The sequence below is a fragment of the Pseudomonas sp. 10-1B genome, assembly GCF_000935045.1.
Classification (GTDB): domain Bacteria; phylum Pseudomonadota; class Gammaproteobacteria; order Pseudomonadales; family Pseudomonadaceae; genus Aquipseudomonas.
Genome location: NZ_JYKS01000007.1, coordinates 260,889 through 275,137, shown reverse-complemented (window position 1 = coordinate 275,137; position 14,249 = coordinate 260,889). Strand labels below are relative to the sequence as shown.

12 protein-coding genes are annotated in these 14,249 nt (G+C 57.3%); 11 read left to right on the top strand and 1 reads right to left on the bottom strand.

Annotated features, from left to right (window positions below):
* Positions 1 to 26 precede the first annotated feature (26 nt).
* The 9 genes from TZ03_RS06475 (at position 27) to glmS (ending at position 9,794) form a co-directional block, all read left to right on the top strand.
* On the top strand, positions 27 to 497 hold the full coding sequence (locus TZ03_RS06475) for a F0F1 ATP synthase subunit B (protein ID WP_023383136.1): 471 nt from the start codon (positions 27 to 29) through the stop codon (positions 495 to 497).
* A gap of 12 nt (positions 498 to 509) precedes the next feature.
* Positions 510 to 1,046 carry a F0F1 ATP synthase subunit delta gene (locus TZ03_RS06470; protein WP_051096518.1) on the top strand — a complete coding sequence of 179 codons (537 nt, stop codon included), beginning with the start codon at positions 510 to 512 and terminating at the stop codon, positions 1,044 to 1,046.
* Between the two features lie 21 nt (positions 1,047 to 1,067).
* Positions 1,068 to 2,612: a F0F1 ATP synthase subunit alpha gene (atpA, locus tag TZ03_RS06465; protein ID WP_051096517.1), complete on the top strand. Its 1,545-nt coding sequence runs from the start codon at positions 1,068 to 1,070 to the stop codon at positions 2,610 to 2,612.
* Between the two features lie 49 nt (positions 2,613 to 2,661).
* Positions 2,662 to 3,522: a F0F1 ATP synthase subunit gamma gene (gene atpG, locus TZ03_RS06460; RefSeq protein ID WP_051096516.1), complete on the top strand. Its 861-nt coding sequence runs from the start codon at positions 2,662 to 2,664 to the stop codon at positions 3,520 to 3,522.
* A gap of 27 nt (positions 3,523 to 3,549) precedes the next feature.
* Positions 3,550 to 4,926 (top strand): F0F1 ATP synthase subunit beta, encoded by a 1,377-nt coding sequence (gene atpD, locus TZ03_RS06455; protein ID WP_051096515.1) that lies wholly within the window; start codon positions 3,550 to 3,552, stop codon positions 4,924 to 4,926.
* Between the two features lie 44 nt (positions 4,927 to 4,970).
* Positions 4,971 to 5,396, top strand: coding sequence for a F0F1 ATP synthase subunit epsilon (locus TZ03_RS06450; RefSeq protein WP_023383131.1), 426 nt, complete (start codon positions 4,971 to 4,973; stop codon positions 5,394 to 5,396).
* Between the two features lie 113 nt (positions 5,397 to 5,509).
* On the top strand, positions 5,510 to 6,877 hold the full coding sequence (glmU, locus tag TZ03_RS06445; RefSeq protein ID WP_051096514.1) for a bifunctional UDP-N-acetylglucosamine diphosphorylase/glucosamine-1-phosphate N-acetyltransferase GlmU: 1,368 nt from the start codon (positions 5,510 to 5,512) through the stop codon (positions 6,875 to 6,877).
* Between the two features lie 302 nt (positions 6,878 to 7,179).
* Positions 7,180 to 7,956: a DeoR/GlpR family DNA-binding transcription regulator gene (locus TZ03_RS06440; protein ID WP_051096513.1), complete on the top strand. Its 777-nt coding sequence runs from the start codon at positions 7,180 to 7,182 to the stop codon at positions 7,954 to 7,956.
* A 2-nt stretch (positions 7,957 to 7,958) separates the two neighbouring features.
* Positions 7,959 to 9,794: a glutamine--fructose-6-phosphate transaminase (isomerizing) gene (gene glmS, locus TZ03_RS06435; protein ID WP_051096512.1), complete on the top strand. Its 1,836-nt coding sequence runs from the start codon at positions 7,959 to 7,961 to the stop codon at positions 9,792 to 9,794.
* Positions 9,795 to 10,513: 719 nt separating this feature from the next.
* Here the strand turns inward: glmS and TZ03_RS06430 are convergent.
* Positions 10,514 to 11,440, bottom strand: a complete 927-nt coding sequence (locus tag TZ03_RS06430; RefSeq protein WP_160297739.1) for a LysR family transcriptional regulator — start codon at positions 11,438 to 11,440, stop codon at positions 10,514 to 10,516.
* Between the two features lie 191 nt (positions 11,441 to 11,631).
* Between TZ03_RS06430 and proV the strand changes: the two genes are divergently transcribed.
* Both proV and proW read left to right on the top strand, forming a co-directional pair.
* Positions 11,632 to 13,032 carry a glycine betaine/L-proline ABC transporter ATP-binding protein ProV gene (gene proV, locus TZ03_RS06425; protein WP_269082544.1) on the top strand — a complete coding sequence of 467 codons (1,401 nt, stop codon included), beginning with the start codon at positions 11,632 to 11,634 and terminating at the stop codon, positions 13,030 to 13,032.
* A gap of 69 nt (positions 13,033 to 13,101) precedes the next feature.
* The gene (proW, locus tag TZ03_RS06420) at positions 13,102 to 14,190 is read left to right on the top strand and encodes a glycine betaine/L-proline ABC transporter permease ProW (protein ID WP_236692777.1); all 1,089 of its coding nucleotides are present in this window, start codon (positions 13,102 to 13,104) and stop codon (positions 14,188 to 14,190) included.
* Positions 14,191 to 14,249 lie beyond the last annotated feature (59 nt).

Here is a 14,249-nt window from a genome sequence, read left to right as displayed (position 1 = left end):
GGACAAAGACCGAGCGAGGTGTTGGCGTGAACATTAATGCAACCCTGATTGGCCAATCCGTTGCTTTTCTGATTTTTGTACTCTTCTGCATGAAGTACGTATGGCCTCCGGTCATCACTGCCCTGCAAGAGCGTCAAAAGAAGATTGCAGACGGCTTGGACGCTGCCAACCGCGCAGCTCGCGACCTGGAGCTGGCCCAAGAGAAAGCGGGTCAGCAACTGCGTGAAGCAAAGGCACAGGCAGCCGAAATCATTGAGCAAAGCAAGAAACGCGCTGCTCAGCTTGTCGAGGAAGCCCGTGAACAGGCTCGCGTCGAAGCTGACCGTGTGAAGGCTCAGGCTCAAGCCGAGATCGAACAGGAACTGAACAGCGTCAAAGACGCCCTGCGTGCCCAAGTGGGTGCCCTGGCTGTTGGCGGTGCTGAAAAGATCCTTGGCGCCACAATCGATCAAAACGCGCATGCGGAGCTGGTTAACAAACTGGCCGCTGAAATTTAAGCGAGGGCGATCATGGCAGAACTGACCACGTTGGCCCGACCTTACGCTAAGGCTGCCTTCGAGCATGCCCAGGCCCATCAGCAACTGGCCAATTGGTCAGCCATGCTCGGCCTGGCTGCTGCGGTGTCGGAAGACGACACCATGCAGCGCCTGCTCAAGGCCCCGCGACTGACAAGCGCAGAAAAGGCCGCCGCATTCATTGAAGTGTGCGGTGACAAGTTCGATGCACAGGCACAGAATTTCATTCATGTTGCCGCGGAAAACGAGCGTCTCCTGCTCCTGCCGGAGATTGCCGCCCTGTTCGACCTGTACAAGGCCGAGCAAGAAAAATCCGTGGACGTGGAAGTCACCAGTGCTTTTGCGTTGAACCAAGAACAGCAAGACAAACTCGCCAAGGTTCTCAGTGCACGGCTCAGCCGGGAAGTGCGCCTGCACGCGTCGGAGGATGCCAGCCTGATCGGCGGCGTCGTCATCCGCGCCGGCGACCTGGTAATCGATGGCTCGGTTCGCGGCAAGATCGCGAAACTGGCCGAAGCATTGAAATCTTGAGTTTGAAGGGGCAGCAGAGCAATGCAGCAACTCAATCCTTCCGAAATTAGTGAAATCATCAAGGGTCGCATCGAGAAACTCGATGTCGGCTCCCAAGCCCGTAACGAAGGTACCGTCGTAAGCGTTTCCGACGGTATCGTACGGATCCACGGTCTGGCCGACGCTATGTACGGCGAAATGATCGAGTTCCCGGGCGGCGTATACGGTATGGCACTGAACCTGGAGCAAGACTCCGTAGGTGCAGTGGTACTGGGTGCGTACACCTCCCTCGCCGAGGGCATGAGCGCCAAGTGCACCGGTCGCATCCTGGAAGTTCCGGTTGGTAAGGAACTGCTGGGCCGCGTCGTCGACGCACTGGGCAACCCGATCGATGGCAAAGGTCCGCTGAACAACACCGAGACCGACGCGGTCGAGAAAGTTGCTCCAGGCGTGATCTGGCGTAAGTCGGTAGACCAGCCTGTACAGACTGGCTACAAATCGGTCGATGCCATGATCCCGGTTGGCCGTGGCCAGCGCGAGCTGATCATCGGTGACCGTCAGATCGGTAAGACCGCCATGGCGGTCGACGCGATCATCAACCAGAAAAACAGCGGTATCTTCTGCGTATACGTGGCCGTAGGCCAGAAGCAGTCGACCATCGCCAACGTTGTGCGCAAGCTGGAAGAAGCCGGCGCCCTGGCCAACACCATCGTTGTTGCCGCCAGTGCCTCGGAATCGGCCGCGCTGCAGTTCCTGGCTCCTTACGCCGGCTGCACCATGGGCGAGTTCTTCCGTGACCGCGGTGAAGACGCCCTGATCGTTTACGATGACCTGTCCAAGCAGGCCGTTGCCTACCGTCAGATCTCCCTGCTGCTGCGCCGTCCGCCAGGACGTGAAGCGTACCCAGGCGACGTGTTCTATCTCCACTCCCGTCTGCTGGAGCGTGCATCGCGCGTTTCGGAAGAGTACGTCGAGAAGTTCACCAACGGCGCAGTCACTGGCAAGACCGGTTCCCTGACCGCCCTGCCGATCATCGAAACCCAGGCTGGCGACGTTTCCGCGTTCGTTCCGACCAACGTGATCTCCATCACCGACGGTCAGATCTTCCTGGAATCGGCCATGTTCAACTCGGGCATCCGCCCTGCAGTTAACGCCGGTGTTTCGGTATCCCGCGTAGGTGGTGCCGCTCAGACCAAGATCATCAAGAAGCTGTCCGGTGGTATCCGTACCGCTCTGGCTCAGTACCGTGAACTGGCTGCATTCGCCCAGTTCGCTTCCGATCTGGACGAAGCGACCCGCAAGCAGCTGGAGCATGGTCAGCGCGTAACCGAGCTGATGAAGCAGAAGCAGTACGCGCCGATGTCCATCGCGGACATGGCCCTGTCGCTGTACGCCGCTGAGCGTGGCTTCCTGACCGACGTAGAAGTCTCCAAGGTCGGTAGCTTCGAGCAAGCACTGATCGCCTACTTCAACCGTGATCACGCCGAACTGTTGGCGAAGATCAATGTGAAGGGTGACTTCAACGACGAAATCGACGCTGGCATGAAAGCCGGTATCGAGAAGTTCAAGGCCACCCAGACCTGGTAAGCCGCAGCGGGGGCTTCTGGCCCCCGCTTGCTAACCTGATAGGTGATACATGGCAGGCGCAAAAGAGATTCGCAGTAAGATTGCGAGCATCAAAAGCACGCAAAAAATTACCAGCGCCATGGAGAAAGTGGCGGTCAGCAAGATGCGCAAGGCACAACTGCGCATGGCTGCTAGCCGTCCTTACGCGGAGCGTATCCGCCAGGTGATCGGTCATCTGGCCAACGCCAACCCGGAATACCGCCACCCGTTCATGATCGAGCGCCCTGTAAAGCGCGCCGGTTATATCGTGGTGAGCAGTGACCGTGGTTTGTGCGGTGGCTTGAACACCAACCTGTTCAAGGCCCTGGTCAAGGACATGAACGAAAACCGCGAACAGGGCGTGGAAATCGACCTGTGCGTGATCGGCAGCAAGGGTGCGACTTTCTTCCGCATCTTTGGCGGTAACGTCGTAGCCGCGATCAGCCACCTGGGCGAAGAGCCATCGATCAACGATCTGATCGGCTCCGTCAAAGTGATGCTGGACGCCTACCTGGACGGCCGTATCGATCGCCTCTCGGTGGTTTCGAACAAGTTCATCAACACCATGACCCAAAAACCGACGGTCGAGCAATTGGTACCGTTGGTGGCAACCCCGGATCAGGAACTCAAGCACCACTGGGACTACCTGTACGAACCCGACGCAAAAGAGCTGCTGGACGGCTTGATGGTGCGTTACGTGGAGTCGCAGGTGTACCAGGCGGTGGTCGAGAACAACGCTGCTGAACAAGCGGCCCGGATGATCGCCATGAAAAACGCCACAGACAACGCCGGTGACCTGATCAGCGAACTCCAGCTGATCTACAACAAGGCGCGTCAGGCTGCGATCACCCAGGAGATCTCGGAAATCGTCGGCGGCGCTGCCGCGGTTTAACGGTTCAAATATTCAGAGGATCCAGCTATGAGTAGCGGACGTATCGTTCAAATCATCGGCGCCGTCATCGACGTGGAATTCCCACGTGATGTCGTGCCGAGTGTTTACAACGCGCTGAAAGTACAAGGCGCGGAAACCACCCTGGAAGTTCAGCAGCAGCTGGGCGACGGCGTGGTTCGTACCATTGCGATGGGCTCGACCGAAGGCCTGAAGCGCGGTCTGGATGTCGTCGACACCGGCGCTGCCATTTCCGTTCCAGTTGGTAAGGCCACCCTGGGCCGTATCATGGACGTTCTGGGCAACCCGATCGACGAAGCTGGCCCGATCGGTGAAGAAGAGCGTCGTGGTATTCACCGCGCTGCACCTTCGTTCGCTGACCAGGCAGGCGGCAACGACCTGCTGGAAACCGGCATCAAGGTTATCGACCTGGTTTGCCCGTTCGCCAAGGGTGGTAAGGTTGGTCTGTTCGGTGGTGCCGGCGTCGGCAAGACCGTCAACATGATGGAACTGATCCGTAACATCGCCATCGAGCACAGCGGTTATTCCGTGTTCGCCGGTGTGGGTGAGCGTACTCGTGAAGGTAACGACTTCTACCACGAGATGAAGGATTCCAACGTTCTCGACAAGGTAGCGCTGGTCTACGGTCAGATGAACGAGCCACCAGGAAACCGTCTGCGCGTAGCGCTGACCGGCCTGACCATGGCTGAGAAGTTCCGTGACGAAGGTAACGACGTTCTGCTGTTCGTCGACAACATCTATCGTTACACCCTGGCCGGTACCGAAGTATCCGCACTGCTGGGCCGTATGCCTTCCGCAGTAGGTTACCAGCCGACCCTGGCCGAAGAGATGGGCGTTCTGCAAGAGCGTATCACTTCGACCAAAGAAGGTTCGATCACCTCGATCCAGGCCGTTTACGTACCTGCGGACGACTTGACCGACCCGTCGCCAGCCACCACCTTCGCCCACTTGGACGCCACCGTCGTTCTGTCCCGTGACATCGCCTCCCTGGGTATCTACCCAGCGGTCGACCCACTGGACTCGACTTCGCGCCAGCTGGACCCGAACGTGATCGGCACCGAGCACTACGAAACTGCCCGTCAGGTTCAGTATGTTCTGCAGCGCTACAAAGAGCTGAAGGACATCATCGCGATCCTGGGTATGGACGAACTGTCCGAAGCCGACAAGCAACTGGTAGCCCGCGCTCGTAAGATCCAGCGCTTCCTGTCGCAGCCGTTCTTCGTGGCCGAAGTCTTCACCGGTTCGCCAGGCAAGTACGTTTCCCTGAAAGACACCATCGCTGGCTTCAGCGGCATCCTCAAAGGTGACTACGACCACCTGCCAGAACAAGCGTTCTACATGGTCGGCGGCATCGACGAAGCGATCGAGAAAGCCAAGAAACTGTAATCCCGGCGCCCCGCAAGGGGCGCTAATCAGGTTGAGGCAAGCAGATGGCTATGACAGTCCATTGCGATATCGTCAGCGCGGAAGGAGAAATCTTCTCCGGTCTGGTCGAGATGGTGGTTGCGCACGGTAACCTGGGCGATCTGGGTATCGCGCCAGGCCACGCGCCGCTGATCACCAATCTCAAGCCAGGTCCGATCACGCTGACCAAGCAGGGTGGCGAGCGCGAGGTGTTCTACATCTCCGGTGGCTTCCTGGAAGTGCAGCCGAACATGGTCAAGGTACTCGCCGACACCGTGCAACGTGCCGCCGACCTGGACGAAGCCTCCGCTCAGGATGCCGTCAAGGCAGCTGAGAAGGCCCTGCATGAGAAAGGCGCGGATTTCGACTACAGTGCCGCATCCGCACGTCTGGCCGAGGCCGCAGCGCAGCTGCGTACCGTCCAGCAGATCCGCAAGAAGTTCGGCGGTTAATTCCGCAGGCTTCATGTAGATTGAGAAAAAGGGTAGCCATCGGCTACCCTTTTTCTTTTTTGTAACCCATAGAGCCGGTCATTTCACTGACGGCCCAGGATTGGTAGCCAGTAATGTCACTCGATATCGTTATTCTCGCCGCCGGCCAAGGCACCCGCATGCGCTCAGCGCTGCCCAAGGTGCTGCACCCGGTAGCCGGCAACTCCATGCTCGGTCATGTTATCCACAGCGCGCGCCAGCTGCACCCGCAAGGTATTCATGTGGTCATTGGCCATGGTGCCGAGCTGGTACGCGAGCGCCTGGCCGCTGACGACCTGAACTTCGTCATGCAGGACCAGCAGCTGGGTACTGGCCATGCCGTTGCCCAGGCACTGCCAGCCTTGACCGCCGATACCGTGCTGGTGCTGTACGGCGACGTGCCGTTGATCGAAGTAGAGACCCTGCAGCGTCTGTTGGCCAAGGCCAACGACCAGCAGCTGGGCCTACTCACGGTCAGCCTCGACGACCCGACCGGTTATGGCCGCATCGTGCGTGATGACCAGGGCAAGGTGACCGCCATCGTCGAACACAAGGACGCCAACGACGCGCAGAAAGCGATCAAGGAAGGCAACACCGGGATTCTGGCTTTGCCTGCCGCGCGCCTGGCCGACTGGATGGGCCGCTTGTCGAACAACAACGCGCAAGGCGAGTATTACCTGACCGACGTAATCGCCATGGCAGTGGCCGATGGCCTGGTGGTGGCCACCGAACAGCCGCACGACCCCATGGAAGTGCAGGGCGCCAACGACCGACGCCAGCTGTCCGAGCTGGAGCGTCACTACCAGCTGCGCGAAAGCCGCCGGTTGATGGCACAGGGTGTGACCCTGCGCGACCCGGCCCGCTTCGATGTCCGTGGTGAAGTGACCGTGGGCCGTGACGTGCTGATCGACATCAACGTGATTCTCGAAGGCAAGGTGGTTATCGAGGACGATGTCCAGATTGGCCCTAACTGCGTGATCAAGAACAGCACCTTGCGCAAAGGCGCAGTGGTCAAGGCCAACAGCCACCTTGAAGGGGCCGTGATGGGCGAGGGCAGCGATGCCGGCCCATTCGCCCGCCTGCGCCCAGGCAGTGTGCTGGACGCCAAGGCCCATGTGGGTAACTTCGTCGAACTGAAAAACGCCCATTTGGGTGAAGGCGCCAAGGCCGGTCACCTGACCTACCTGGGCGATGCCGAAATCGGTGCACGCACCAATATCGGCGCCGGCACCATCACCTGCAACTACGATGGCGCCAACAAGTTCAAGACGGTGATGGGCGAGGACGTGTTCATCGGCTCGAACAACTCGCTGGTTGCACCTGTGGATATCCACACGGGAGCTACCACTGCTGCCGGTTCTACCATCACCCAGACCGTCGAAGCCGGGCAGTTGGCCGTTGGCCGTGCGCGTCAGCGCAACATCGATGGCTGGAAGCGCCCGGAGAAGATCAAGAAGAGCTGAGTTATTCACAGCTGTTTCGATCGAAAGCCGACTTATGTGAATAAGTCGGCTTTTTTATTGGCTGTTCGGGTGTGGTGTGGGAGCGGCCTTGTGTCGCGATGGGCTGCAAAGCAGCCCCGACAATTTCTGCTTTGTCTAGAAATCCCGGGGCCGCGTTGCGGCCCATCGCGACACAGGGCCGCTCCCACAGGGATCGCGCCAGAGCGGAGAGAAATTATCCACAAGGCAGCGACAGCTTGACGAATCGTTCATCTTAGGTTTTGATTGCCACCATTATCTTTCGAATCGAAACTTAAGCGCTCATGTCGAAACGAAACACTCCGCAGCGGCGGCACAACATCCTGGCCTTGCTCAGCGAGCAGGGGGAAGTGAGTGTGGATGCCTTGGCCAAGCGTTTCAAAACGTCGGAGGTCACCATTCGCAAGGACCTCGCCGCCCTGGAAACCAACGGCCTGTTGCTACGGCGCTACGGTGGTGCGGTCCCGGTGCCACAAGAGCTGCTCGGTGAGCCTGCGCAGCCCGTGTCCAGTTATAAAAAGGCCATTGCCCGCGCCGCTGTCGGGCGTATCCGCGAACATGCGCGCATCATCATCGACAGCGGCAGCACCACGGCAGCCATGATCCCCGAACTGGGGCGTCAGCCGGGCCTGGTGGTGATGACCAATTCGCTGAATGTGGCCCGTGCCATCTGCGACCTCGAGCACGAGCCGGTGCTGCTGATGACCGGTGGCACCTGGGACCCGCATTCCGAGTCGTTCCAGGGCCAAGTGGCCGAGCAGGTATTGCGCTCTTACGATTTCGACCAGCTGTTCATCGGTGCCGACGGCATTGACCTGGGCCGGGGTACTACCACGTTCAACGAGCTGCTCGGGCTGAGCCGGGTCATGGCTGAAGTCGCCCGTGAAGTGATCGTGATGGTCGAATCGGACAAGGTAGGGCGCAAGATCCCTAACCTTGAGTTGCCTTGGGGCAGCGTGCATACCCTTATTACAGACGAACGCCTGCCCAGCACGGCACGTGAACAAATTCAAGCCCGCGGCATCAACCTGATCTGCGCCGCGATCAGCCAGGAGCAATAAACATGTGTGGAATCGTTGGTGCCGTCGCCGAGCGCAATATCACAGCCATCCTGATCGAAGGCCTCAAGCGTCTTGAGTACCGCGGGTACGACAGCGCCGGCCTGGCCGTCCTCACGCAGAACGGTGAGCTGCAGCGCCGCCGCCGTATCGGCAAGGTCAGCGAGCTGGAAGCCGCTGTAGCCGCTGATCCGCTGGCCGGCCAGCTGGGCATTGCTCACACCCGTTGGGCTACCCATGGTGCGCCGACCGAAGGCAATGCCCACCCGCATTTCTCGGGCAGTGAAGTGGCCGTGGTGCACAACGGCATCATCGAGAACCATGAAGAACTGCGCGAAGAGCTGAAGGGCCTTGGCTACGTCTTCGCCTCGCAGACCGATACCGAAGTCATCGTCCACCTGATCCACCGCACCCTGAAGAGCATTCCGGACCTGGCCGATGCCCTGAAGGCGGCCGTGAAGCGCCTGCATGGCGCCTACGGCCTGGCGCTGATTAGTACCAAGCAACCTGACCGCCTGGTGGCTGCGCGCAGTGGCAGCCCGCTGGTGATCGGCCTGGGCCTGGGCGAGAACTTCCTGGCGTCCGACCAACTGGCCCTGCGCCAGGTCACCGACCGCTTCATGTACCTGGAAGAAGGCGACATCGCTGAAATCCGCCGCGATCAGATCGCCATCTGGGACCAGAGTGGCCACAAGGTCCAGCGCGAAACCGTGCAGTACCATGAAGGCGCTGAAGCCGCAGACAAGGGGACCTACCGCCACTTCATGCTCAAGGAAATCCACGAGCAGCCAAGCGTGGTACAGCGCACCTTGGAAGGCCGCCTGGGCAAGGACAACGTAATGGTCCAGGCCTTTGGTCCGCAGGCTGCCGAACTGTTTGCCAAGGTGCGCAACGTGCAGATCGTTGCCTGCGGCACCAGCTACCACGCTGGCATGGTCGCCCGTTACTGGCTGGAAAGCCTGGCAGGCATCCCGTGCCAGGTGGAAGTGGCCAGCGAGTTCCGTTACCGCAAGGTGGTGGTGCAGCCGGACACCCTGTTCGTCTCCATCTCACAGTCCGGCGAAACCGCCGATACCCTGGCGGCGCTGCGTAATGCCAAGGAGCTGGGCTTCCTCGGCAGCCTGGCGATCTGCAACGTGGGTATCAGCTCACTGGTACGCGAGTCGGACCTGACCCTGCTGACCCTGGCCGGCCCGGAAATCGGCGTGGCATCGACCAAAGCCTTCACCACCCAGCTGGTTTCGTTGATGCTGCTGACCCTGGCCCTGGGCCAGGTGCGCAATACCCTGGAAGCCGGCGTCGAAGCCGAGCTGGTGGAAGAACTGCGCCGCCTGCCGGCTCGCCTGGGCGAAGCCCTGGCCATGGACGCTACCGTCGAGAAAATCGCCGAGCTGTTCGCCGACAAGCACCACACCCTGTTCCTTGGCCGTGGGGCGCAGTACCCGGTGGCGATGGAAGGTGCACTCAAGCTCAAGGAAATCTCCTACATTCACGCTGAAGCCTATCCGGCAGGCGAGCTGAAGCACGGCCCGTTGGCGCTGGTGGACAACGACATGCCGGTAGTAACCGTCGCGCCGAACAACGAACTGCTGGAAAAGCTCAAGTCCAACCTGCAGGAAGTGCGTGCCCGTGGTGGCGAGCTGGTGGTGTTCGCCGACGAGCAAGCTGGCATGACCAATGGCGAAGGCACCCACGTGATCAAGGTGCCGCATATCGCCGACGCCCTGGCGCCGATCCTGTACACCATTCCGCTGCAGCTGCTGTCGTACTACGTGGCGGTGCTCAAGGGCACCGATGTGGACCAGCCGCGGAACCTGGCCAAGTCGGTTACGGTCGAGTGAGTCGGAAACTGGGCACGCTTTGAGTGGTCGCGCAGATTAAAGATTGACACAAAAGGTTAAAGTTTGACACAACGCGCAAACCCCCGTATTTACGGGGGTTTTCCGTTTCTGGGCCAAGCCGTTGGTCCGGATTAACCGCTTCGCTTGGGTAGCGAGAGTAGTCTGGAAGTCCCTTCGACGAGGCCGCCGGATGGACCATATTTTCCTATGACTATTTTTTGAGGATCAGGTGAAGCACTCCGGTTGGACTGAGGAGGTAGGGGTTGCGCGGTCGTAGGTTTGCTTCAAAGCAGGATATTGAACGGCACATCGCCAACGGATTTGGATCCGGCGCCGGAGCCCGTTATGTGCCTTGGTTGCGTGTGTAGGATGTCCCCTCAATGGGCCGCTCCCACAAAATTCAAGGCGTTAAAGTCGAACGCATACATCACCTCTTGTCCGATCTCGCGCGTGCCTACCTTCTGGTCTGTGAGTTTTCTGAAGAAGTAATGAACATCCGCTAGCAGTATCCGCTGCTGCCTTTTGAAAGCACTCAAGCAATCGCATCCATAAAATTCCAGAGCATGAGCCACATTCCATAGAGGCTATTCATCCGACTGTAGTGCTCCACTAACCCCGGACACCAGTTCTAGCCAAGACCTATCACCACATGAAGGTGTTCAATAAAATAGACACCATCGTATCTTCACTTGCGAGTTCAAGCTCGAAGCATTTCGAGTTTATATATCCCTAAAGCGCATACGAGTCGTAGCCGCATATGCTTTGATCCACTCAGCGGTTCGCATAACGTTTGGGTCCTCTACCCGCTGACGATTGACCACCAAGAACTCCTTTAGGCGACTTTTCTTTCGCAACGGTAACACTGGACAAAGATCCCCACGTGCTAGGGCTCCTGCCGCATAATATTTCCATCCAAGGGCAACACCATGGCCGTAAATGGCTGCATCCAAGAGCGTAGAATAAGTTGAGTATGACCTAATGAAATTATTTGAAGGTTTACCGAGATCTTGATTAGGCAGCCAGCTCATCCAGCTCATTAATGGACTTATGTGATTGGCTAATTGCAGCAGAGGGACTGCACAAAGATCTTCCATGCTTTCAATAGGATTTAAACGCAAAAACTCTGGACTTGCCACTGGGAATATGACCTCGTCAAGCAGTGGGTAATTTATGCCATCATTCCAGTTTCCACTCCCGAACCGAACTTCAATGTCGCAATCGGCGATGCTGCTAGCTGTTGAGTCATCAATACAAATCATTTGCAGCAAAATATCCGGATTAGCCGAATAGAATTCGCTTAGTGCCGGCATGAGCCAGTTAGACGCCGCAACGCTTGTACGTAATTTGATTACAGTGCTTTGCTCTACTTCAGACTGAAAGGAGGCAATAGTGTTCTCAATATTGTCGAAGGCAACCGTTACCGAACTGAGCAACCGCCTTCCTGCCTCGGTAAGCTCTAGACGAGTACCGAACCGGACAAATAACGCCACCCCCACGCTTTGCTCGAGCTCCTTGATCTGACGGCTGATGGCTGGTTGCGAAATGAAAAGCTCTTCGGCTGCACGAGTGAAATTGCAGCGTCTAGCGGCGGCTTCGAAGGCGACTAACCTGTTCATGGAGCTCAGAATGCGGCGTGGGGTAGTCACTTGATGTCCTCTCCAGAAGATCAGTCTCATAACATATCGTTATCAGCGTCATAAAACCAGCTGCCGTTCCCCTTGCGTTCGGTAAGCCGTAATCTCTCCTAGAGGCATGACGGAACACCACCTCCGGCAAGCCAAATGCATTTTAAGAAGCTATAAAGCTCACACTCCGGCCCCAAGTGAGGAAGACGCCCATGCGCATCAACTCCGTGACCGCGCCACTGCCACGCAACGCTCATCAACCATCTGGGATGAAGAAGGTCCTCCGCAATGCATGCGCACGAGCGAAGCTGCTGTTCCGTGCAGATGCATCGTTTATAGCAAATTGCTATAGAGAGGCTGAGACGATCCGAAACCATGACGATGGAATAACAATGAAAAAAAAGCTTGAGATAAAAAACCTCTATAAAGTGTTTGGAGGCTGTTCTAAAGATGCCTTGCGGCTGATTCAAAGTGGTGCAGGAAGATGCCAGCTGTTTGCCAAGACCGGGCAGTCCTTAGCTGTCGACAATGCATCATTCACTGTGCACGAAGGTGAAATATTTGTAATTATGGGCTTATCAGGGTCGGGAAAATCGACTTTAGTTCGACTCCTCAACCGGTTGATCGACCCAACCGCCGGACAAGTTCTGTTCGACGGCAGAGACATCGCGGGAATGTCCGACGCCGAACTAAGAGCGCTGCGCAGGACTCACATCAGCATGGTGTTCCAGTCATTCGCGTTAATGCCACATCTGAACGTTCTGCATAACGTTGCATTTGGCCTTGAGCTTGCGGGTGAACCGAAATTGCAGCGGAACGAAAAAGCCCAGGAAGCGCTTGAAAAAGTGGGGCTGGGAGACCGAGGCCATTGTTACCCACATGAGTTATCCGGGGGAATGCAGCAAAGGGTCGGCTTGGCTAGGGCGCTGGCGAGTAATCCATCCGTGCTACTGATGGATGAAGCATTCTCCGCACTGGACCCGCTGATCCGAGCGGAAATGCAAGGAGAATTGGTCAAGCTCCAGCAACGGGAACAACGCACAATCATCTTCATTTCGCACGATATCGAAGAGGCATTTCGAATCGGGGATCGTATTGCGATCATGCAGGATGGTGTTGTTGTGCAGGTTGGGACCAAAGAAGAAATCGTGAAGCACCCCAAGAACGACTATGTGCGGTCTTTCTTTAAGAACGTGGATGTTACCCCTATCTACTCTGCCCTAGATGTTTCAGATGTATCTGGCGGCGCGATCGTGAATGCATCTCAGAGCAGTGTGAAAGAAGCCCGTGCTCAACTCTTGGCTAGTGATCGGAATTTCGGTTTCGTCGTCGATGAAGACCGCAGATACCTCGGTTTGATTTCCATCGAATCCTTGGATGCCGAGATTCGCGTGAAGCGTGAACCAGACCTGATTTCTGCCATGTTGACCGAAGTCCCTACGGTTACAGCCACAACCTCCGTGGCCAACATGTACGGCATGCTCGCAGAATTCTGCTACGACTTGCCGGTAGTCGACACGGATGGGCGATTCCGCGGCGCGGTAAGCCGCTCTCGCGTCTTCGAGCTACTGGGACAACGACCTGCATATTTAAACAGCGCACTCCCAAATTGAGCTAAACGTCCGCTAGCTGTTGTTAAAGAATAAAAATTTTGAGTCAAAGACTCCCGGATGGTATGTGCCATGAACGTTCGAAGATCTACAGCCAAACTCAACAGGTCTTTTTTTGCCCTGCTTGTCTACATGCTCCTGCCCTATCTAGCCCATGCCGCACCCTCAGCTGCAGTGGAATTGAGTGCGCAGGCACCACTTGTTGTCGATCAGAATGATCGTGCCTTAGCCCAACCCACCCTACAAACTGCAGATTTTCTTGCAAACTCGACGTCCGTTTCCGCCCATCCTACGTTCAGTCTCTGGCGTCCGTTCGATGAGCACCCCGCTATCCCACTGAGCCATTGGGTGACCGATGGGCTGGCGTGGGTTGTGACGAATTTCCGCCCGGCATTCCAGTTGATCCGTGTCCCCATCGATCAAACTCTCACGAGCTTTGACTCGGCGTTACAAATGGTTCCACAACCACTCATGTTGCTTTTGATCGGCATATTGGCTTGGCGAACTAGTGGCTACCGCCTGGCTATTGGTTCCGTTCTCGCTTTTATTTTCATCGGGCTCACGGGTGCGTGGTCGGAGACGATGGCAACGTTGTCTATGGTGCTGACTTCGCTGTTCTTCTGCCTGCTCATCGGCCTTCCGCTTGGTATCGCTTGTGCGCGCAGTGACAGGCTTCAAGCAGTTGTGCGACCGGTACTTGATGCTATGCAGACAACCCCAGCGTTTGTATACCTGGTTCCTGTGGTGATGCTCTTCGGCATCGGCAATGTGCCCGGCGTATTAGTTACCATAATTTTCGCCTTAGCCCCCTTGGTGCGGCTAACAACTCTGGGTATTTGCCAAGTCAGGCCAGACTTAATTGAAGCCTCTAGGTCCTTTGGGGCTTCATCGTGGCAAATGTTGTTCAAGGTTCAGCTTCCTCTCGCCATGCCTACGATCATGGCGGGCGTCAATCAAGCGCTGATGATGTCACTTTCGATGGTCGTCATTGCCTCAATGATTGCCGTGGGAGGCCTTGGACAGATGGTATTGCGCGGTATCGGCCGCTTGGATCTCGGACTGGCAGCAGTGGGCGGCATCGGCATTGTTCTAACGGCAATCATACTCGATAGGATGACGCAGTCGTTCGGTAGTACTAAACGGTCATCTAAGAGCCTCTGACCGGGTACTAACAGGTGGCACGACGCACGGCCCGGTCACTCAAGTAACCATCACAAGAA